This is a genomic window from Olleya marilimosa CAM030 (assembly GCF_000518485.1).
Taxonomy (GTDB): Bacteria; Bacteroidota; Bacteroidia; order Flavobacteriales; family Flavobacteriaceae; genus Olleya; species Olleya marilimosa.
Genome location: NZ_JADR01000002.1, coordinates 238225 through 261112 on the forward strand (window position 1 = coordinate 238225; position 22888 = coordinate 261112).

Annotated in this window: 21 protein-coding genes; 1 reads left to right on the top strand and 20 read right to left on the bottom strand. The window is 30.0% G+C overall.

The window, feature by feature from the left end:
• Positions 1 to 93: 93 nt before the first annotated feature.
• The 17 genes from M890_RS0105090 to M890_RS0105170 form a co-directional block, all read right to left on the bottom strand.
• Positions 94 to 1290, bottom strand: coding sequence for a glycosyltransferase family 4 protein (locus M890_RS0105090; protein ID WP_028282496.1), 1197 nt, complete (start codon positions 1288 to 1290; stop codon positions 94 to 96).
• Positions 1256 to 2194 (bottom strand): hypothetical protein, encoded by a 939-nt coding sequence (locus tag M890_RS16835; protein ID WP_198018197.1) that lies wholly within the window; start codon positions 2192 to 2194, stop codon positions 1256 to 1258. The genes M890_RS0105090 and M890_RS16835 overlap by 35 nt, the downstream gene beginning before the upstream one ends.
• A gap of 181 nt (positions 2195 to 2375) precedes the next feature.
• The gene (locus M890_RS0105100; protein ID WP_028282498.1) at positions 2376 to 3869 is read right to left on the bottom strand and encodes an oligosaccharide flippase family protein; all 1494 of its coding nucleotides are present in this window, start codon (positions 3867 to 3869) and stop codon (positions 2376 to 2378) included.
• A complete protein-coding gene (locus tag M890_RS0105105; RefSeq protein ID WP_198018198.1) occupies positions 3859 to 4923 on the bottom strand; it encodes an O-antigen ligase family protein in 1065 nt (354 codons plus the stop codon). The genes M890_RS0105100 and M890_RS0105105 overlap by 11 nt, the downstream gene beginning before the upstream one ends.
• A gap of 220 nt (positions 4924 to 5143) precedes the next feature.
• A complete protein-coding gene (locus M890_RS0105110; protein ID WP_028282500.1) occupies positions 5144 to 5761 on the bottom strand; it encodes a DNRLRE domain-containing protein in 618 nt (205 codons plus the stop codon).
• Between the two features lie 10 nt (positions 5762 to 5771).
• Positions 5772 to 6707, bottom strand: a complete 936-nt coding sequence (locus tag M890_RS0105115) for a GDP-L-fucose synthase family protein (protein ID WP_028282501.1) — start codon at positions 6705 to 6707, stop codon at positions 5772 to 5774.
• Entirely contained in the window at positions 6700 to 7866 is a 1167-nt protein-coding gene (locus M890_RS0105120) for a DegT/DnrJ/EryC1/StrS family aminotransferase (protein ID WP_036597170.1), read from the bottom strand. The genes M890_RS0105115 and M890_RS0105120 overlap by 8 nt, the downstream gene beginning before the upstream one ends.
• 12 nt (positions 7867 to 7878) lie before the next feature.
• Positions 7879 to 8964, bottom strand: a complete 1086-nt coding sequence (gene gmd / locus M890_RS0105125; protein WP_028282503.1) for a GDP-mannose 4,6-dehydratase — start codon at positions 8962 to 8964, stop codon at positions 7879 to 7881.
• A 227-nt stretch (positions 8965 to 9191) separates the two neighbouring features.
• Positions 9192 to 10043, bottom strand: a complete 852-nt coding sequence (gene rfbD, locus M890_RS0105130) for a dTDP-4-dehydrorhamnose reductase (protein WP_028282504.1) — start codon at positions 10041 to 10043, stop codon at positions 9192 to 9194.
• Positions 10040 to 10585, bottom strand: coding sequence for a dTDP-4-dehydrorhamnose 3,5-epimerase (gene rfbC, locus M890_RS0105135; RefSeq protein ID WP_028282505.1), 546 nt, complete (start codon positions 10583 to 10585; stop codon positions 10040 to 10042). Before rfbC ends, rfbD begins: the two co-directional genes overlap by 4 nt.
• A 3-nt stretch (positions 10586 to 10588) precedes the next feature.
• Positions 10589 to 11452, bottom strand: coding sequence for a glucose-1-phosphate thymidylyltransferase RfbA (rfbA, locus tag M890_RS0105140; protein ID WP_028282506.1), 864 nt, complete (start codon positions 11450 to 11452; stop codon positions 10589 to 10591).
• Complete coding sequence (gene rfbB, locus M890_RS0105145) at positions 11452 to 12468, bottom strand: dTDP-glucose 4,6-dehydratase (RefSeq protein WP_028282507.1); 1017 nt, start codon at positions 12466 to 12468, stop codon at positions 11452 to 11454. The genes rfbA and rfbB overlap by 1 nt, the downstream gene beginning before the upstream one ends.
• Complete coding sequence (locus M890_RS0105150) at positions 12458 to 13516, bottom strand: hypothetical protein (RefSeq protein ID WP_028282508.1); 1059 nt, start codon at positions 13514 to 13516, stop codon at positions 12458 to 12460. Before M890_RS0105150 ends, rfbB begins: the two co-directional genes overlap by 11 nt.
• A 25-nt stretch (positions 13517 to 13541) precedes the next feature.
• Positions 13542 to 14597, bottom strand: a complete 1056-nt coding sequence (locus M890_RS0105155; RefSeq protein WP_028282509.1) for a hypothetical protein — start codon at positions 14595 to 14597, stop codon at positions 13542 to 13544.
• A 13-nt stretch (positions 14598 to 14610) separates the two neighbouring features.
• Positions 14611 to 16302 carry a DUF6909 family protein gene (locus M890_RS0105160; RefSeq protein ID WP_028282510.1) on the bottom strand — a complete coding sequence of 564 codons (1692 nt, stop codon included), beginning with the start codon at positions 16300 to 16302 and terminating at the stop codon, positions 14611 to 14613.
• Positions 16303 to 16330: 28 nt separating this feature from the next.
• Complete coding sequence (locus M890_RS0105165) at positions 16331 to 17833, bottom strand: GH3 auxin-responsive promoter family protein (RefSeq protein WP_028282511.1); 1503 nt, start codon at positions 17831 to 17833, stop codon at positions 16331 to 16333.
• A complete protein-coding gene (locus tag M890_RS0105170) occupies positions 17833 to 18702 on the bottom strand; it encodes a M23 family metallopeptidase (protein WP_028282512.1) in 870 nt (289 codons plus the stop codon). Before M890_RS0105170 ends, M890_RS0105165 begins: the two co-directional genes overlap by 1 nt.
• A gap of 116 nt (positions 18703 to 18818) precedes the next feature.
• On the opposite strand from M890_RS0105170, the gene M890_RS0105175 reads away from it, so the two are divergent.
• Entirely contained in the window at positions 18819 to 19001 is a 183-nt protein-coding gene (locus M890_RS0105175; RefSeq protein ID WP_028282513.1) for a twin-arginine translocase TatA/TatE family subunit, read from the top strand.
• 63 nt (positions 19002 to 19064) lie between these two features.
• On the opposite strand, the gene M890_RS0105180 is transcribed toward M890_RS0105175, so the two are convergent.
• Genes M890_RS0105180 through M890_RS0105190 form a run of 3 tightly spaced genes read right to left on the bottom strand, consistent with a single transcriptional unit; the run spans position 19065 to position 22876 of the window.
• Positions 19065 to 20042 carry a DUF4837 family protein gene (locus tag M890_RS0105180; protein WP_028282514.1) on the bottom strand — a complete coding sequence of 326 codons (978 nt, stop codon included), beginning with the start codon at positions 20040 to 20042 and terminating at the stop codon, positions 19065 to 19067.
• A gap of 25 nt (positions 20043 to 20067) precedes the next feature.
• Positions 20068 to 21651: a lytic transglycosylase domain-containing protein gene (locus M890_RS0105185; protein ID WP_028282515.1), complete on the bottom strand. Its 1584-nt coding sequence runs from the start codon at positions 21649 to 21651 to the stop codon at positions 20068 to 20070.
• A gap of 37 nt (positions 21652 to 21688) precedes the next feature.
• On the bottom strand, positions 21689 to 22876 hold the full coding sequence (locus M890_RS0105190; RefSeq protein WP_028282516.1) for a phosphoglycerate kinase: 1188 nt from the start codon (positions 22874 to 22876) through the stop codon (positions 21689 to 21691).
• Between the last annotated feature and the right edge of the window lie 12 nt (positions 22877 to 22888).

The following is a 22888-nucleotide window of genomic DNA, read 5'->3' on the forward strand; positions in this document are numbered from 1 at the left end:
GTTAAATTAGCTATATCGTGAGATACAAAAAGCTTTATAATAAAATCATGTGTAAAAAAAAGCAGTATAATGTTTTTTAATAAAAAAGCCTCATTATAAATTTTGTTCATTATTTTCCTCATTATAAATACTAATATGTCTATTTACAAAACTTTTCCAAGACAGGCTATTAGAGACTTTAATAACATTATTTTTATATTGATCTATATTACTATTAACAAGTAAACAGGCTTCTGCAAAGTCTTTAGCATTATGGCTTTTTGCCACCTGACCTACTTTATTAATATTTACATACATATCTAGTTGTCCATTAGGAGGTACCACTACAGGGACACCATAGGATCTGGCATCACTAACAGGTCCGCTGGCCGAAGGAAAACTATCACTATGTGTTGATAAAAAGATATCTGAAGCCTTAAAATTGTCTTCATATTCTTTTAAACTCAAATATTTTAGAGTCTTAGTTACTCTATTCTCTATTTTAGCCTCTTTTATTAGGCTTTCAATCTCTTCTAGCCTATAATCAGATAAACTTCCTGCTATAACAAAATGAAAATTATCTGGTAATTGTTTAATAGTTTGAATTGCAACCTCAATTTTTTTGTCACGTCTAATCATTCCTAAAAATGATATAATAGTTTTATCTAACGGTAATCCAAGTTCCGCTTTAAGCTTATTTTTATCGATTTGTGAATACGCATTACTTGGATAATCAATACCAGAAATTTTATTTTTTAATTTTGGAAATGATAAAACCAACCTATCCTTAATCCACTCTCCATGACATACAACATGAGCTGTTTTACTAAAACTTGTGTTAAGTAAACTTTTAACTAAATACTTGTAAACCGATCCAATAGAGAATGATTGCAAATTAAAATCTGAAGCATGTAATGTGTAAACTAGTTTTATAGGCTTATTTTTAAGTTTTTTAGCTAAATACCAATACGATATATATTCTGAATCAAGAATATGAACAACATCATAATTTTTAGTTTTTAAATATTTTACTAAATCTTTATGAAATTTAATACCATTAGAAACCCTGTCAAAACCCCTTTTCACCATCCCCAATTTACCATACTTGACATAGTTTTGCCTTGATACTTTAGAGAAGTTTAAATCACTTTTATGTATCCTATCTATGTCAATATTCGTGTCTGTTAAAATAGCATCATTCGGTACAAAAACATCTGTATCAATATCCTCTAGGTTTTTGTGTATATTTTTTAAATACACAGTTCCATGACCTGAACTACTTACACTCCCGCTTACTAATAAGACTTTCATGCTTTACTTTTTTTGATTGAATAATAATGACTAACAGACAATAATACAAAAAATATTTTGCGGAGGTCATACCCGAAGACACATTAAAGGGTACAAAATAAAATATAGCTAAATATAGCAATACATTGTTTTTATTATTAATAATAGCTTTAACCAAAATGTATATTATGAATAAAAAAAACAAAATTCCAAAAAAGTAACCACAGGTTATAAAATATTCTAGAAAAAAGTTGTGTGGAAGAAGTGAATCTTTATTTGGTGAAAAAGACAAATTAGGTAAAAAATTAATTTCTTGTATTAAATTTTCATAGATACTAAATCTAATCTGTACACTGCTTCCTCCACCAGATTTAATAGCATAGGTCATCCTTTTTAATGTTTCGATACCATTGTTATATGCAAAAATTTCAATTTTTTTGAAAATATAATCCCAATTCAAATAAATTAATAGCCCAATAAACGAGGCATACATAACACTTTTAAATCTAGAAACTAAAAGGTATATTAATAATGTAAAAACTAGCCCCACAAGCGCTTGCCTAGAACCTGATAACAATAATAAAAAAAAAACAATCCCAATACACACCCATTTATACCATTTAGATTTGATACCAAAAAGTAATATGGTTAAACCAGCCAATATATTACCTACATGCTGATACCTATTTTTAGATATTAATCCATTATAGTGTAAAAAGAAAATAAATAATCCTAGTATTATATAGGATAGCAATAGGTTTTTAAACGTTGTATTAATGTCGTGTTTATTAATCTCACAATAAAAAATATAACTCATCGGAAAAAAAAACAGAAACAAATACATTGCTGATTTTACACGCACCCCAAAGTCTAAACCTATTAAACCTCCAATCAATAATAATGATGCTAATATGCCTAAAAGCATGTAAAAGACAGAGGCTTCAAGGTTTATTATTAATTTTCTATTAAAAAATATATAAATTAAAAAAAAAGAAACAGGAACAATGTAAGTGACAAAACTAAATCTAAAAGAAAAAGAGTACAAAATCAGTGTTAACACAAAAATGTTCAGAAAAGATTTTTTAAATATGTTTTCTCTAAGAATACTAAAGAACTTCATTTTTCTTCTTATTTATAACGTTAGTAATTATATTTAATAATTCTGGTTGTTGTTTTAAATACCAAATCACTAATATAACGGATGCAATAAAGGCAAATATAGCGTCTAAATAAACATTATTAACTAGTAAAATAAGACTAATTGTAAAATTAAATATTAATATTGGCTTATAAATATATTTAAGCCATTCAAACGGATTTTTTACAATAACCTTAGCGGTAATAAAATTAAACATTGATGTTATAACTAATCCAATGTTTCCAATAATTACACCATAAAGACCAAAGGATTGACCCAATAAATATATACAGTACAATGCTAAAAAAGAGCCTAAAAGTTGCCAAAGCCCAATATGTTTAGTCTTTTTAATTGCCATAAGGGTATAAAACCCTGGTATACTTAAGGAGTTAAAAGCATAAATTACAATAGCTAGCTGGAAGGCCAAAATGGAATCTGGATAAACTTCTAAATTAATATCCATAATATCTTTTAACAAGACTCTATAAACAATAAGCATTAAAAGTGATGCAAAAAATATCAAAAAAGTATTAAACTGTATGGCGTGTTTATACTCTTTAACAAATTCATCTCTATGCGTTTTAACTTTTGTCCAATACTCAGTAAGTTTGGGTATTATTGGCTGTAATCCAACAGTTGCGATAGAACTAATATAACTAGTGATAGAAATTATTGCAGCATAAATACCTAAAATTTCTGGTGTTGTTATTTTACCAATGATTATTTTATCAAACTGAGTAAAAATAACACTTCCAAAATAACCAACCCAAGTTGTTCCAGAATAACTGATGATGGTTTTTGTGGTTTGATAATCAAAATGTGGTTTTATTTTAAAAATATTTAGCTTTTTAGAGGCTAAATAAATGTAAGTTATCAAGGTTAAAATACTAATTAAGAACATGTAAAATGTTAGGGTTACAAAGTCTTCTTCTAAAAAACTAAAAACTAGTAGGCCAACATTAATAACAAAAATATTAATAAATTTAATAATGTTAACCAACAAAAATTGATTGTAAGCTTGTATAATACCTGAAAACAAATGTTGAATTAACATAATTGAAGAGTATAATCCAATCCACCTTAAGGCAATAATTATATCATCACTGACTAAACTGTTATTTAAAAAAACATGTGCAATTTCTGTTGTAAAAAACAAAAAAGATATTGCTACAATTGCACTAAGTACAATATTAATTAAAAGCAAAACGGGGATTATCGTTTTAGTTTTATAGTCTACATCCTCCTTAGTTTCTAAAGCATTAATTTCTGACACAAAGTGCATTGTTGTAGAAGCAATACCCACATCAAGCATTAAGGCTATGTTACCAATAGAGGTAATTAAAGCCCAGACACCAAATTTTTCAACACCCATATAATTAACCATCAATGGGATGGTAAAAAGAAACAGAATAGCCCTACCTGCTCCTCCAAATATATTATATAGATTATTTTTAATACTCATTATTTAATTTTTGAGAATTTGTAACGTAATAGTAAAACAGTGAATTAAAGGCTGAAAAAAATATAATCCCGTTTAATCTTTCAAAAAATGTCTCTGTTAAAAACACAACCATTAATAACATTAAAAAAAAGAAATAAGCATAATTTTTAGTTTTTAAAGACAGAACCATATTATTAATTACTAAAACTAAAAATGCACAAAGTGTAATTAAACCACCAGACAACAATAAATAAAAATAGTTGTTATGAGTGTTTAGATTATTTTCGTACAATTCTATAAACTCCATGTCCAAATAGCAATTACTTAAATTATAACTTACATCTCCAATTCCGTAGCCTAAAAATGGATTATTTAAAAACAAATTGGTGTTGCATTGGTTTATAAAATATCTTACATCTATGCCACTTGTAGACACTGTAGCGTCCGTAAACCAAGCATACACTTTCTCTAGCTGTAGTACTAGCCTATAATTTAAAGAGAAATTATTCATCAATAAATAATAAAAACCAACTAAAAACGGAATAAATAATAACAGAAATATAATTCTTCCTTTTAATGTTTTGGTTTTTATAAAGAGGTATAAAGGAATAATGATAATATACGAATATACTACTGCTCTAGAATTAAGCATAAATAAGAACAAACTAAATACTACTATTAGTACTGTTGCTAATATTTTGTATGCGTTTTTATTTACATTATAACAATACTCAATCAATAAGATTATACTAGTCAATATAAAAGCACTAATGTACGTAGGATGCCAATCCTTGTAGGTGCCTGCATTTATTATTGATCTAAAATCAAAATTACTAGTAGCAACCTCTAAAACAGAGACGTTTTTTGACAGTTTAATGTACAAATAAATAACAGACAGCAGATTAGCTATTACAAATAATTTAGCTAAAATAATTAGTTGCTTTTTAGTAAGATTAATAAAATGAAAAATAATTATTGGAAATAATACAAAAGATAATTGTCTTGTAATGATTTTAAATCCTGTGTTTTTGTCCGATGTATAAATTATTGAAACTACTAATAGTAAAAAAAACAAACTATTTATTACCAACCCGTGAATAGTGCTATTTTTAATCGAATTAATTCCTGTTTTAAAATTTAATACTACACTAAAAATAAAAAAAAACAATATAATTTTAGAGTTTGTTTTAACCTCAAACATTGGAAAAAACATCAATAAACAAATAAGCAGAAAAGAAATTTTCTGCTTATTATTAATAATTTGGAATAAAACTGATTTCATTTATTGTGCTGTTTTATTCTTTATAAAAAACTTCTAATTTAGGCCTACTATCTACATCTACATGATTACTAGAGCAAAATCGTATACCTTTATAAGGCTTCTCTTCACTTTCCAATCTAAAAATGTAACCATAATTTGGATAGGTTTTATTAACTACATTTTTAACGTAATTAGTAACGTCTATTTTGTAGGGCTGCATTTTGTCTGTTGGTGCATCTATTAATATTTGATCGCTTTCCTCGCCTTCTGGTTGGTTCTCCCAATTAACATCTTTATTAATCCAAACCGATTTAGAACGTTGAATATAAAATGAATTTTTTTCTCCAAAATGTCCAGGTTCAATAGCTTTTAAATAAATAAAAGCTGAGTCTATTTTTGCAGTTTGAGGAATTGAAGCAAATCCGAAACGAATTAAAAAACGACTATCATTATCTATCGTGTCTTGAACTGAAATTGATAATAAATGTAATCTTTCTAAATGCGAATAGTTTCTAGTCTCATATGCTTCTGAAATCACTACATCTTTACCCGTTACTTCATCGGGTTGAAAAACAGCTTTTATTGTTTTGTCTTTATTACAAGAGCAAAAAAGCATAATAGAAAATAAAATTGTTGCTTTTAAAAACTTCATTTCGTCGTATTTAACTGTCTTTTTCTTGTTCTAAAAAAAATTGAAAGGTTTTTTCTAATCCTTCTTTTAAGTCTACAGAATGTTTCCACCCCAACTCGTGCATTTTAGAACTATCCATTAACTTTCTAGGCATACCGTCTGGTTTTGAAGTGTCTTTAACTATTTGACCTTCAAACCCTGTAATTTCTTTAATTATTTCTGCTAATTCTATAATTTGAACATCTTCGTCCGAGCCAATATTGATGTGTTGGTTTTCGTTGTAGTTATTCATTAAAAATAAACAAGCACTAGCTGCGTCATCAACATACATAAACTCTCTTTTAGCACTTCCTGTACCCCACATTACTACCTGTGCATCGTTATTTACTTTAGCAGTATGAAATTTTCTTAAAAGCGCTCCTATAACATGTGAATGTTCTGGATCAAAATTATCGTTTTCGCCATATAAATTAGGTGGCATAGCAGATATAAAATTTGTCCCGTATTGTTTGTTATAATATTCGCATAGTTTTATTCCTGCTATTTTTCCTAAAGCATAACCTTCGTTAGTTGGTTCTAATTTACCATCTAAAAGGTACTCTTCCTTCATAGGTTGTTGTGATAACCTTGGATATATACAAGAACTTCCTAAAAATAATAACTTAGACACTTTGTTTTGGTATGCTGCTTCAATGATATTGGAATTAATCATTAAATTATCATATAAAAACTCTGCTGGTCTTTCAATATTTGCTCCGATACCACCAACTTTTGCTGCAACAAGAAATACATATTCTGGTTTTTCGGTTTTAAAAAAACTATTAACCGCTTCTTGATTTTTTAAATCTAATTCAAAAGATCGTCTAAAAACAAGATTGTTGTAACCGTCTTTTTTTAGAGCTCGTACAACAGCTGATCCTAGCATACCATTATGTCCAGCTACATATATCTTAGCGTCTTTATGCATTTGAAAAAGATTTAAGGCAACTAATTAAACGGTCTACATGCTCTTTATTATCCTTTGAGTGATTTCCTACAAAAAAGGCTTCATCATGGATGTAATCAGCATTTTTTAATGTATTATGTACACTATAATCTAAATACTCGACTGCTTTATTTCTAACAAAGTTACCTGCAACTACTGGTCTTGCATCAATATTATTTTGATCCAAAAGCTTAACTAATTGGCTTCGTTTACCTATATTTTTTCCTTCTAAAATTATTGCAAACCCAAACCAAGAACTATCCTCTGTTTCTTCTTGGAATCTGTAACCTTCTAAATCGTTAATTTGAGATTTAAAGTATTTAGCATTTTCACGTCTTTGAGCAATAATATCATCTAATTTTTTTAATTGCTCAATACCTAATGCGCCTTCCATTTCGATTGGTCGTAGGTTATAACCTGGCATTATAAAGTTGAAACTTTCGTAAAAAGCATCTTCTTTTTTCTTATAAATTTTACTGTCTTTAGGCAGATTTCTAGTCCAACCGTGAGCTCTAATAGACAACATGTAATGATAAAGCTCTTCATTATCGGTTACAGTTACCCCACCTTCCATTGTACAAAGGTGGTGAGAGTAAAAAGTAGAAAAGGTTCCCATTTCTCCAATTGTTCCAGCTGATTTACCTTTATAAAAGGCTCCCATAGACTCACAGTTATCTTCTAACAGAATTAAATTGTGTTTTTTGCAAATGCTATTTAAAACGTCAAAATCATTTGGATTTCCAAGTAAGTTTACTGCAAAAATAGCTTTTGTATTAGGTGTTATTGCGGCTTCTACTTGAGTAACATCCATATTTAAAGTTTTTGCATCTATGTCAATAAACTTTAATTTCAAATTATGCTGTGATAATGGAAAATAGGTTGTACTCCAAGATACCGCTGGTACTAGAACCTCATCACCTGCGTTTAGTTTTTTTGAATAGACTAAAGCTGCGATTGCTAATAAATTAGCTGATGATCCAGAATTAGACATCACAGCATATTTTGAATTGAATTTTTTAGCAAAATCCTGTTCAAAAGCTTTTACTTTTTCTCCCATTGAAAAGAATCCAGATGCTATAACTTCGTTTAAAGCTTCAAACTCTTTATTGTCCCAAGTATTATCAGATAAGGTATATCTCATTATAGAAAATTTTTAATCAAATGATTTTTTAATTGTGTGTTCTTTTTTAGCTAATTGAAGGTCATGTTTCATCATGATTTTAACTAACTCTTCGATTGATGTTTTGCTAGAGTTCCATCCTAATAATTTATTAGCTTTTGATGGATCACCCAATAAGGTTTCAACTTCTGCAGGTCTAAAGTATTTTGGATCTACTTCAATTAATACTTTACCAGTTTTTTTACATTTTCCAATTTCCTCTACACCTTTACCTTCCCATACAATTTCAATTCCAACTTCTTTAAAAGATAATTCACTAAAGTATCTAATTGAATATTGCTTTCCTGTTGCAATGACAAAATCTTCTGGCTCTGGGTGTTGTAACATTAACCACATACACTCTACGTAGTCTTTAGCGTAACCCCAATCTCTTAAAGAGTCTAAATTTCCTAAATATAATTTATCTTGAGTTCCTTCCGCAATCCTAGAGGCTGCAAGGGTGATTTTTCTAGTTACAAATGTTTCACCACGTCTTTCAGACTCATGATTAAACAAGATACCATTAACAGCATACATGCCATAAGATTCTCTATAGTTTTTTGTAATCCAATACGCGTACATTTTTGCAACTCCGTATGGTGATCTTGGATAAAAAGGAGTCGTTTCCTTTTGAGGGATTTCTTGTACTTTTCCATAAAGCTCTGAAGTAGAAGCTTGATAGATTCTAGTTTTCTTTTCTAATTCACAAATCCTAACAGCTTCTAATAAACTTAACGTCCCTAAAGCATCTGTTTTAGCAGTATATTCTGGCAAATCAAAAGACACTTTAACATGCGATTGTGCTGCTAGGTTATAAATTTCATCTGGTTCAATTTGCTTAACTAATCTTATTAAGTTTGAAGTATCCGTCATGTCACCATAATGAAGTGTTATTTTTCTGTTTGAGTGTAGGTCTCTAATTAACTCATCAATATACAAGTGCTCTATTCTTTCGGTATTAAAAGAAGAACTTCTTCTAATAACTCCATGTACTTCATACCCTTTTTCAATTAATAACTCAGCTAAAAATGATCCATCTTGACCTGTTATCCCTGTTATTAGTGCTTTTTTTTGTTGCATTTTATTTCTGTTTTTTAACTAATTGGTTACCAACTTACCATAATTTGGGTCAAAGATATTGATTTTAAGCCGAAAACCAATTATTACTATTTTTGATTGAACTTTAATTAGGTAGTAATTAGAGTCTATGTTATCTAAATTAAGTATTAGTTTTGAATCATACACTACACTTTTTGCATTTTGCATCTAATTCAATACTTAATTCTAACTATTGATGCTTTATTAAATTAAAGTTTGTTAAAATGTTTTTTTAGACTTTTTTCCCAATTTAAAATATTTAAATCAAAAGTTTTTATAATTTTTGTTTTATCTAAAACACTATATTTTGGCCTAAGAGCTTTAGTTTTATATTGCTCTGTACTTATTGGTGTTAGCTTAATATTTGTATTTGTTAAATCAAAAATTGCTTTTGCAAATTCATACCATGTTGTTTCACCTAAGTTACTAAAATGATATAATCCATATTCTTTTTTTTCGCTAATAATTATTTTTAATATAGCTTCTGATAAATCATTTGCATTAGTAGGTGTCCCAAATTGGTCATTAACAACACCTAAAGCGTCCATTTTAGAGGCTAAGTTTAACATTGTTTTTAAAAAATTGTTTTTAAACTCTGAATATAACCATGAGGTCCTAATTATGTAATATTCTGATAATTTAGATTGTATTTCCTTTTCACCTTCCAGTTTTGTAGACCCATAGACTCCTAAAGGATTTGTTATATCAGTTTCTTTATATGCTACTTGTGCTTGACCATTAAAAACAAAGTCTGTTGAAACATGAATTAATGTAACTTTATATTTTTTAGAGGCTTCAGCTAAATTTTTAGCTCCTAAAGTATTTATATTATACGCAATATCACTTTCGTCTTCTGCTTGATCAACTGCGGTATATGCAGCGCAATTAATGCAATAATCAAAGTTATTATTACTAAAAACTTCATCAATTTGCTTACTATTAGTAACATCTAATCCTTTACTATCTAAAAAAACAAAATCTAAAGTTTTTTGCTCTTTAGATTTAATTTTTATACACGATCCTAGTTGTCCGTTTGAACCTGTTACAAGGATTTTTTTCATTTGTAAAGTGTTTTTATGGTTGGAAGGATTTTATCTTTTTCTGAAATTATAAATTCATCCTGTTTAAGTTTCCAATCTATATTTAGGTCTTTATCGTTGTATATTACTCCGCTTTCAGAATCTTTATTATAAATATTATCACATTTATAATTAAATACTGCTGTGTCACTTAAAACAATATAACCATGTGCAAATCCTCTAGGTACAAAAAGTTGTTTTTTGTTGTCCGCAGATAACTCTACAGCTATATGCTGTAAAAAAGTTTCGGAATCTGGTCGCAAATCTACTGCTACGTCTAGTACCAAGCCTTGTGTTACCCTAACTAATTTAGCTTGGGCAAATTCTCCTTGCTGAAAATGAAGTCCTCTTAAAGCGCCTTTATTAGAAAAAGCTTCGTTGTCTTGAATAAAATTTACGGATTTACCTATTAAAGATTCAAATTTGGCCTTATTATAACTTTCAAAAAAGTAACCACGATTATCACCAAAAATGGTAGGCTCAAAAATGAAACAATCTTTTAGATTTGTTTTAACTATCTGCATAAATTATTGTTTAACTAAACTAATTAAATGCTCTCCATAACCACTTTTAAGTAGTGGTGTTGCCAAGTCTATTAATTGCTGTTTAGATATAAATCCACTACTATATGCTGCTTCTTCAATTGCTCCAATTTTTAGTCCTTGACGCTCTTCTATTACTTGTACAAATTGAGAGGCTTGCATTAAAGAGTTAAATGTACCTGTGTCTAACCAAGCGGTACCTTTATCTAAGATAGATACTTGTAATTTACCTTGATTTAAATACGCTTTATTTACGTCTGTAATTTCTAATTCACCTCTATGACTTGGTTTGATGTTTTTTGCAATTTCTAACACACTATTGTCATAAAAATATATCCCTGGAACTGCGTAGTTTGATTTTGGTTGTTCTGGTTTTTCTTCAATTGATAACGCTTTTCCGTTATCATCAAAATTTACAACACCATAGCGTTCTGGATCTGTAACATGATATGCATACACGATACCTCCATCTGGATTTATGTTAGATTTTAATAAATCTGTTAATCCTGTTCCGTAAAATATATTGTCGCCTAAAATAAGTGCTACTTTATCTTGACCAATAAAGTCAGCGCCAATAATAAATGCTTCAGCTAGGCCTTTAGGCTCTTCTTGCACTTCGTATTGGAAATTACAACCTAATTGGCTTCCGTCTCCTAAAAGTTGTTTAAAAAGTGGTAAATGATCTGGTGTAGAAATAATTAATATTTGATTTATACCTGCACTTATTAAAGTAGACAAAGGATAATAAATCATTGGCTTATCATAAATAGGCATTAACTGCTTACTTAAAACCTTTGTTAAAGGATGTAGCCTTGTTCCTGATCCTCCTGCTAGTATAATCCCTTTCATTAACTATTATATTTTTTTAGGTACCAGTCAATTGTTTTTTTAATTCCAGACTCAAAATTTTCATCTGCTTTCCAACCTAACTCAGTTTCAATTTTAGAGGCGTCTATTGCATATCTTAAATCGTGACCAGGTCTATCTTTTACAAAAGTTATTTGCTTTTTGTAAGAGGTCTTACTTGGTACAAGGTCATCTAAAATTCCACAAATTACATCTACAATATATAAATTATTCCTTTCGTTTCTACCTCCTATGTTGTAAGTCTCTCCAGATTTACCAAAGTTAAATACTAAATTAATTCCTTTACAATGGTCTAGCACATACAACCAATCTCTTATATTTTTGCCATCTCCATAAATAGGTATAGCTTCTCCTGATAACGCTTTTCTAATAATTGTTGGAATTAGTTTTTCATCGTGTTGTTTTGGTCCATAGTTGTTAGAACAATTAGTTGTAACCACATTTAGACCATACGTATGAAAATAACTTCTTACTATAAGATCAGAAGCTGCTTTGGAAGCACTATAAGGACTGTTAGGAGCATAAGGTGTATCTTCTTTAAATAAACCGGTTTCGCCTAAAGTTCCATATACCTCATCAGTGGATATGTGATGAAATCTGTTATACTCTTTTCCTACTTTATATTGAAAAGGAGCAGACATCCAATAAGTTTTAGCGACGTCAATTAAATTGAAAGTTCCTGTAATATTGGTGTCTATAAAAGCACCTGGATTAGTGATTGAATTATCTACATGAGATTCTGCTGCAAAATGTATAACACCATCAAATTGGTACTTATCAAACAATCGCTCGATTAGACCTCTATCGCATATATCTCCTTTAACAAATGTATAATTTGGGTTATTTTCAACTTCTTTTAAATTAGTTAAATCACCTGCATATGTTAAGTTATCTAAATTAACTAGATTTATATTAGGGTTATCATTTAAAAAATATGACACAAAATTAGAACCGATAAAACCTGCTCCTCCTGTGACAAGAATTGTTTTATTCTTCATATTTTAAAGTAAACACAATTATTTTTCTAATCATGAAAAATAATATTAATAAAACTAACGATGCTATTGGGAAAATAATAGAATATTTTTCTTTCCAATGACTTGATATCTTTCCAACTTCTTGAAAGCTGGATATTACCTCGTATACTACATCTTCTTCAATTTTTTGTTCCTCTAACTTTTTTAATTCGTTTCTTATTCTCTGTTCTTCTTGTAATAGCTCGTATTCTCTAGTTTTTTGACCATCACTACCTGAGATAGATATATCGCCAATTTTAAAGCTTTTTTCTTTATTATTAGATTCTCTTTCAATAACATTTATATAAATATTTTGTAAATCTTTTACTTGTTGTAATTGATCTTCAAGATTCTCTTTTTGAATATTAATTAAATCATCACGCCTTTTCATGGCTTTATTTGAATAATTATTTACAAAAGACGTTAATATACCATCTTCCAAATCTTTAAATACATTAGCTTTTGAAGCATATGCTTTAATTAAAAAGAACTTTCCTGCATATTCACTTCTATTATTAATAAAGTCATCAAAAGAATATTCTTGAGCTCTAACACTATCTAGCTGCGCAATAAATTTCTCATATTGTAACAACTTGTCATTTTCTGTTTCGGGTCCAGGCTCGATACTAAATCCATTGATAGCATTTACAGTCTCTTTATCAATCTTAAAAATTTTTTGTAAGGATAGTGTTTCTCCATTGGCTATTAATGCATTAAAATAATTAATATTGTTTACCAATTGAAACTTAGAATTAAAATAAGGCTCTACAAGCATCTCGGCTTGATAAGCAGTGGGTTTTGTTTTCTCTAAAGCATAACCAATAACAGCTGCTACTAATATAATACCTGCTATAATTTTCCATCTACTTATAAAAAACCTAAGTGTATATATTATTACTGAAAATATATATTTAAGTATACTAAATATGCTATTTAGTAATTTATTAAAAGCGTTACCTATTAAGTTAAAAAAAACAATTAAATCAACTTCTTCGTTTTTTGATTTTATTTCTTTATCATTTTCACTCATTGTTAAATATTGTAATATTTAATAATTATTTATAATTGACTACATGCTTATAAAACTTTATAAAAGAGCCTACCATAGCTAGTAAAACTAATGCTATAAGAGGGAATATTATTTTATATTTTTTGTACCATACGTCTTCTAACAGTCCTTTTTCTTTAAATGAAGAGATTTTTTCAAATATTTCGTCATTAACAACTAGTTCTTTTTTAAGTCCATTTAATTGTTTTAAAATGTCTAATTCTTTTGTTAACAATTGGTCCTCTTTTGTTTCTGTCTTCTCTACTTGAAAGCCTAAAGAACTTCCTAGATTAGAAGATACTATATTCTTTTCTGACTCTTTTTGTAATACATCCAAGTACGCATCTTTCATCTTTCTAACTTCAACTAAAGATAATTCTAAGTTTTCTTTTTCTAAAATTAAAACAGAGTCTCTTTTTTTCTTTTCTATATCAGAAAAAACGTTGTTTATAGATTTAGACAAACCTCCTTCCAACTTTTTAAATATCTTATAGTTGTGGGAACGCGCTCTTAACAAAAACACATTAGCAGTATAAATATTTCTATTATCTATATAGTCTTCAAAAGTAATTTTAGTCTTTGTTGTACTATCTAAAGTTTTTAAAAACCCATTAAAGCTTTCTAATTGCTCATTTTTAGACTCTGGTCCTATCTCTACTTCAAATCCTATAAGAGATTTTGCTTCTGTTTCATTTATATCAAATTGAGACGTTAATTCTTCTGTATCACCAACTTCAATCAGCGAATTATAATATTTTATACTATTTATTAATTCATATTTTGATTGAAATTTAGGCACTACAAACATTTCAGAATAATAGACCTTTTCTTTTTGGGTATCTAATACATAACCTATAACGATTGCCACAACAGCAACTGCAAGTATAATTTTTATATTAATAAATATGGCTCTAATAAAAGCTATAAAAAGACCATAAATACCAACAAAAATTGACTTTATAAAAACTAATAGTTTATTAACCGTATTTCCGATTAAATTGAAAAAAACAATTAAATCTACTTCATCCTTATTGTTTTTTTCGGGTTGTAATTCTTTACTCATAGTTTTTTTATAATTAATTAAATATTTGTTGTAAAATCTTCCTAGTTATTAAGTAGGTTGGCTTTACTCCTGAAGTACCCAGTCCTCCAGAAGCTAACGTTCCACCAGATTCTAATGGATTATCACTAGCATAGTATGCGTATCTTACTTTTACATTTGGATTTATACTACCTCTAACTTTTGATGCTGCTTGTATTGCTTTTTGGTAATGTGCGCCTTCCATTTCAAGTCCAATAACATTCCAAGTAGAATTATAAAAAAACTTTAATATGTCTTTATTTTGAAGCGATGTTCCTAAAACGGTAATCATACTTCCTTCATATACTGCAACGCCTTGATTTTCCAGATCTGATTTATTTAACTCGTTTTTAAATGGATAATTATCTGCTGTTCCTTCAAAAATATGAGCAGAAGGTATCATTATATCTCCTTTTGACCCTTCTAAAATACCTGCTTTACCCATTATAGAAATAGACTCGATATTAAGATGTGTCTTAGCATCACCTTCTCTAAATGGTTTTAAAAACTCATCTATAGTTTCATAGGCTTGCTCTCCAAAAGCATAGTCCATTACAAAAAGTACTGGTGCTTCTGATTTTTTATCTTGTTTTGGTAAGTTTAAGTCTGTTTTTGATAAATCAAGTTTAGCAGTATCAAAAATCTGAACATCTATATTGGTTCCAGACGTGTCTGGAATAAAAATCATGCCTTGTTGCAGTGCTTTTTGGGTAACTTTGTTACGCAATGCTTTGTTGTCACTTTGACTTAAGGCTTCATACACTTTAAAAATCTCTGTTTTGGAGGTTTCAGCTTTTAATGCAATTGGCGAGTATAGTGTGTTCATTACACTATGTAAATTGGCACTAATAATATGGATTGGTCTTTCTAAAAGGCCTTCTTTTTTAAGTGTGTTTTTAATTGTATTAGCCCAAATCTCTCCATGTATATGGTGTCCTAATCGTTCTCTTAAAACTGGACTAAACGTGACTGTACGTTTGTTATTATTTACAACCTCATCAATTGCTAATTTACCTAACCAATAAACAATATGTAATAAACGCTCTGGTTTATTTGGCAATGCAAAAACGTTATAAACAGTTGACAGCTCTTTAAACGTGCGTCCTAAAATATTTGCGGTATGCGTGATTGCAATTTCACGTTCTTTTTGCGTTAATTTTTTCTTGTTTAATACTGCTGCTTCTAGCTTTTGCCAATCTCTTGTAGTTGCACCATTTTCATCAATAATTACACGCTTACTAATTTTATGAGACTCGACAAATAAAAAAGTTAAATGCGTTAAAATATCATAAATCTCAGAGCGACCTCTAGTGATTTCAATATTCATTTGCTCATCATCTATACGATAGCAGTTTCTTCTTCGTTTAGGCGGAATTATAGCTTCAAAGTGAGAATCCTTATAGCCTTCATCACTAGTTAGATTAATAAAACGACACTCTTCAATACCGTGTGGTAATCTATCGATGACGTAAAGTAATCCTTCTAACTCTGCTTTTTCTTCAGATATAGACCCATAAATTTCTGGTCTTAGTACCAATAATGCCTCACGCAGTGTCTCTCCAGACACACCCATTGGCTTATAAAACCCTCTGTTAAATAGGTGACGCATAGTAATATACATACGTTCTATTGCATTTGAGCTTTCTTGAGCTCTCGTTCTTTCATGTTGTTTTATCATACTACTCATGTAATGTGTTTAATGGCCAAAGATAATATTATTTAGCTAAAATGTGTGGTTTTAAAGCGTCAGCTATTTTACGGTCATTAGCTAGACGTGGTATTTTATTTTGACCACCTAATTTACCAATAGATTTCATGTAATTTTGAAATCCATTTTTGTTTACCTTACTAATTTTTAAAGGTTGTAATACTTTTCCCTCTATCAAATCTAAGTAATAACTGTTTTGTTTTTGTAACGAGTTGTCTATTTTTTTTGCTAAAGCAGAAATATCCTCTGGTTCATTTTCAAATTCTATAAACCATTCATGATACGGTAATCCTGATTCTGGATTAATTTGTGGTGCAACTGTAAACTCATTAATACTAATATTTGTTCCTTCTGTTGCCTCTTTCATGGCTTGTTCTACCTCTTTACCAATAACGTGTTCGCCAAAAGCAGAAATAAAGTGTTTTATTCTTCCAGATACAATTACTCTATAGGGTTTAGTATCTGTAAACATTACAGTATCTCCAATATTATATGCCCACAAACCAGCATTTGTAGATATAATCATAACATAATTTACACCTACTTTGACATCTTTTAATGTGATACGTTTTGGGTTTTCATCAAAAAACTGGTCTGCCTTTACAAACTCGTAAAACATACCAGAGTCTAATTGTAATAACATCCCTTTTTGATCTTGTTTATCCTGAAATGCAAAAAAACCTTCGCTAGCTGGATACAACTCAATACTATCCACTTTACGACCTATTAAGTTTTCAAATTTTGCGCGATAAGGTTCAAAATTAACGCCTCCAAAAATAAATAGGTTGAAATTTTTAAATATGTCTCCTACTTTTTTACCTGTTTTTTGTTGCAGTTTTTCAAAATACATTTGTACCCAAGAAGGAATTCCGGATATGATTGACATGTCTTGATTAACTGTCTCTTCTACTATTGCTTCTACTTTAGTTTCCCAATCCTCAATACAATTAGTTTCCCATGATGGCATTCTATTTTTTTGAAGATATTTAGGCACAAAGTGCGCAACAATACCTGATAGTCGACCTAGTTGTATCCCATTTTGTTCTTTTAAAATTGGGCTTCCTTGTAAAAAAATCATTTTTCCGTCAACAAACTTCGCGTTTCCTGTTTCATGTATATACAGTAAAATAGCATTTCTAGCTGCATTGACATGGTTAGGCATACTGTCTTTAGTTAACGGAATATATTTTGCACCTGAAGTTGTACCTGAAGTTTTTGCAAAATATAATGGTTTTCCTGGCCACAAAATATTCTCTTGACCAGCTACAACCTTGTCCACATAAGGTTTAAGGTCTTCATAATCCCTAATTGGTACACGTTTTACAAAGTCTTGATAATTATTAATACTAATAAAGTCGTGATCAATACCAAATGTAGTACTTGTGGCTTGGCTAATAAGGTCTTTAAACACTTTATCTTGTGTTTGGATTGGGTTATTAGCCCATTTTTGCACTTTTTTATAAATGCGTTTTGCAAATGGTTTAGCTAAAGCTGCTTTTATTGATGGCATTATTTAAAATCTATAAAATTAGTTGGATTTACTGGATAACCGTCACTCCATAATTCAAAATGAAGGTGTGGACCTGTAGATAACTCGCCTGTATTTCCTGCTGTAGCAATCACTTCACCCGCTTTAACCAAATCACCTTGAGACTTAGTTAATGTGGCATTATGCTTATACACCGAAATTAGTCCTTGACTATGTTCTATTATAATTACATGACCTGTTTGAGCTGTCCACTCAGCAAAAATTACAGTTCCATCTGCAGTAGATTTTATTGGTGTGTCTTTAGCGACGACAACATCCACAGCATAATGTTTAGTTTTAACGTTATAGTTGTCGCTAATTGTACCATTTACTGGAGGAAATAACACAAAATTTGCTTTAGATGTAGCGGTTTCAAATAAGCTATATTTATCTTCTTTATCTACTTTTTGTCTAAGAATAGAATCTTCTTTAATTGGATTTAAGTCAATTTGACTAGCCTCCAGTTTAGCAGCTTGTATTATAGAGTCTTTATTAAACTGAACTGTACTGACTTCGCCTTGCAATACTTGCTTGATTGAAGCAAAATACTTTTCGTTTAAATCAATAGCACGTTGTAAAGAATCAGTCTTAAAACTTAGTTTAACAGCTTTCTTTTTAAGTGTCGTTGATGAGTATCCAGGAATATATTCCTTTAAAGGTGTAAAGGCAATTAAGATTGTTGTAGCTACAATTAGTATAATTGCAGATATTGTTCCTAGTATAAACACGTTTAAACGTGTTAAATTTAGCGATAGACGCTCTTCAAAAGTGTCATCGTTTAAAATAACTAGACGATACTTGTGAAGTAGTTTCTTCTTAATTTTTTTAGATTTTTTTTCTGATTTTGCCATATTAAAAACAAAAGTAAATAAAAATTTGTGCTAACATCTTTAGCTAAAGCTAAAGTTAGTGTTTTAACGTTATTATTAAAGTTTAATTATTAACTTTGTGGTCTAAATTTTTAGTTATGATTTCAGCAAATATATTTTTAGGTATGCCAGGACCAACATCAATGATAATAATTGTGGTAGCGATATTGCTTTTGTTTGGTGGAAAGAAAATTCCAGAATTAATGCGTGGACTAGGTAGCGGAATTAAAGAGTTTAAAGACGCTAGTAAAGACGAAGAAGACAATAAAGATAAAAAGTAATCTTACTTTATTATAAAAAAAGCCAATGCATTGCATTGGCTTTTTTTATAGCTTATAATTACTTTAATTAATTTTTAATGATTTGATAATAGACTCTAACTCTAAAATATAATCACGTTTATTAACTGAAGGTGCAAAAGTAAAACCTTCTAATACTACATAACGGTTATTAATTTTATCTTCTACCATATAGTTTACAAATGGTCCTGCGTTATATGTGCCTTCAATATCCCAAGTGCTTCTTACTTCGTAAGTAGGCTTGTTATCAATTATAGTTGTGAATAAAAAAGGTGTATAAGCTTCTTCTGTTTTCATGTAAGACCCATCTATTGGTCCAGGAATATACTTTTTACCCACACTATCTCTAATAGTTATAATTTGCTGTGTAATATCACCTTCTTTATCAATTGCATCTAAAGGGACTTGATAAACCATGAAATTATTAGTTCCGGTTGTTAAGTTTTTTCTAACCCAGAAAAAATCACCATCTTCTTTAGCTATTCTGTATATAGATGGAAACTTAATAGAGATTCCTAATTTTTTTTCAATGTTATTATTTGTATGCAGCGAGTTATTAGTTAAGGCTTGACGCGCTTCAATTTCTTGATTTTTAAACGTATCTAAAATTTTATCTTTATTATTCTTTAATACCTCAATTAGCTTAGTATCATTTGGTCCAGATACAACTATAACTTTTTGTGGTTGTGCATAGGCATCTGTTGCTATTTTAATTTCGGACTTGTCGCTTTTTTCTATTTTTAAAACAATTCTGTTTTTTGCAGCAAATCCAGAGAATACTTGTGGCGGAATTTGATTAATATCAAACATTGGTTCTGGTTGTGGTAAACCAGGTACTACAGTAGTTAATACGTCTCTAATAGCGTCTCCAACATTACCATTCCATAACTCGTTATCTACAACAACACTAACATTATACAAGTTTCCTGAAGACTTTGGAACCATACGTTGGTTTTGTTTTGTCCCTTCGTTGCACGATAATATTGTGCATACTAATACAATTAATACAGCTAATTTTTTCATTTTATTATGCTATTTAAATGATTACTTACCCTTTAGAAACTAAAAGTTTCATTCCTGGTTTTAATTTAGTACCACTAATATCGTTCCAATCTTTAATATTTTGAACAGAAACTCCCGAAAATTTTTGTGAAATACTCCACAGACTATCTCCTTGTTGCACTGTATACGTTTTACCGTTTACAGGTTTAGTACTTTTTTTAACCGAAGCTACAGCTTTAGATTGACTTACTGGCACACCGTTTCTTGGATATATGGTTAGTCGTTGTCCAATTTTTAAGTTATTGTTTCGTAAACCATTCCATTGCTTAATTTGACTAACTCTAACACCAAATTTCCTGGCTATTTTACCTAGATAATCACCTTGTTTTACTTTGTAGCGTGTTTTGGTATCAGAATCTAAAAATTGAGGTAATGGTTTTTCTCGCTTATCAAATTCTGCTTTAGCATGAGCATATAATTGGTCTTCATTATTTACAAAAGCACCAATAATATTTCTAGGTAAACGTAAGGTGTAATTTTTTCCTTCAATAAAAGGAATAACATCTAATTTATAGGCTGGATTTAAAAACTGAAGTGTTTCTATCTCTACACCTGTATACTCTGACACTTGATCCAAAGTAATCATTTGTTTAACGTGTATGGTATCTGTTTCAATTAAATGAAACTCTGGCTTATGTTGTACAAAACCATGCTCCTTAGCATATTCAAAAATGTACATTGTTGCTAAAAAAGCTGGCACATAACCTGCTGTTTCTCTTGGTAAATTAGGTCTAATATTCCAATAGTTTTGATAACCTCCAGAACGTCTAATGGCTTTACTTACGTTACCTGGACCAGAGTTGTATGCAGCCAAAGCTAAATCCCAATCTCCAAATAATTTATACAGTTTAGATAAATATTGTGAAGCTGCAATAGTTGCTTTAATTGGATCACTACGCTCATCCACATAACTACTAACATCTAATCCATACTCTTTACCTGTTGCAAACATAAATTGCCATAAACCAGTTGCTCCAACTCTAGATCTAGCTCTTGGCTTTAAAGCAGATTCTACAATTGCTAAATACTTCATTTCTAAAGGAATGTCATAATTATCAAGTTCGCGCTCAAACATAGGAAAGTAATAATTACTTAATCCCATTAAACGCTCAAATGATTGATGACGATTTTTTAAAAAAGATTTAATAACACTTTCTAAACCAGGATTATACTCGACATTAAAAGGTGTTCTAGCATTTAAGCGTGCAAGCCTTGCTTTTAATGTATCTGTAGTTAACTCTGGATAATAAACAGCATCATATTTTAAATCGGAAACGTCTCTGTAAATGGTGTCATAAAGTGTATTACTGTATAATTCTTCAAGCCATTTTTTATCAATCTCTGATGCAAATTTATGATCCTCTAATACTTTTGGCAAAGGTTGTAAGCCTTCTACTGTTTTTTTAAAGTAAGCTTGACCATCAATTATTGTATCAATAACGTAGTTTTCCCCTTCAATTAATTTATCCTGAGTTAGTCTTGTTTGCGCCTGAAGTGTATCTTGCGCTACAGTTATTGTTAACCCAAATAGGACTAATAAAAAAGTAATATATGTTTTTAAATGCTGCATTTATTATTTGTTAGGTTTTATGCTATAACGTTTTCTTTTAGTCTAAAATTGCAGCAATTCCTGGAAGGGTTTTACCTTCTAAACTTTCTAGCATAGCTCCTCCTCCTGTACTTACGTAGCTTACTTTGTTTTCAAATCCAAATTGTTTTACAGCAGCTACAGAGTCACCACCTCCAACAAGAGAAAACGCTCCATTTTTAGTTGCTTCTGCTATAGAGTTACCTAATTCTATGGTTCCATTAGCAAAATTTTCCATTTCAAACACACCTAAAGGACCATTCCAAAGTATGGTTTTACATTGCATTACTACATCATGAAATATAGCTTTGGATTTTGGACCAGCGTCTAAACCTTGCCATCCATCTGGTATTTTATTAACATCCACAACTTGTGTGTCTGCGTCATTACTAAAAGCATTTGCTGCCAAAACATCTACAGGTAAATGTATTTGTACGTTTTTAGCTTTAGCTTGCTTTAAAATATCTAATGCTAACTCCATTTTATCATCTTCGCAAATAGAATCTCCTACACTACCACCTTGGGCTTTGATAAAGGTAAACGTCATACCACCTCCAATAATTAAATGGTCCACTTTATCTAAAATGTTTTCTATTATTGTAATTTTTGAAGATACTTTGGCTCCACCAAGTACTGCTAGTACAGGTTTTTCGCCAGTTTTCATTACTTTTTCAATACTTTTAATTTCTTGTTCTAACAGGTATCCAAAACATTTTTTTTCTGGAAAAAACTGTGCAATTATTGTTGTAGACGCGTGCGCTCTGTGTGCAGTTCCAAAAGCATCATTTACATAAATGTCTCCTAGTTTGGCTAATTTTTCCGCGAAAGCGACATCTCCTTTGGTTTCTTCTTCATGAAAACGCAAATTTTCTAAAATAAGTATTTTTCCTGGCTCAAGGTTAGCTGCAGCTTTTTCAGCATCTTCACCTACACAGTTAGACACAAACTGAGTCTCTACTCCAATAATATCTTCTACTTTATTTACAATGTGCTTTAATGAAAACTCGTCTTGCACGCCTTTTGGTCGACCTAAATGTGACATTAAAATACAACTTCCGCCATCTTCTAATATTTTAATTATGGTTGGTTTTGCTGCTTGTATTCTGGTCGCATCTGAAACATTAAATTCCGCATCTAAGGGAACATTAAAGTCTACACGGATTAAAGCTTTTTTGTTTTTAAAATTAAAGTCGTTAAGTGTTTTCATTTGTTTTCTATG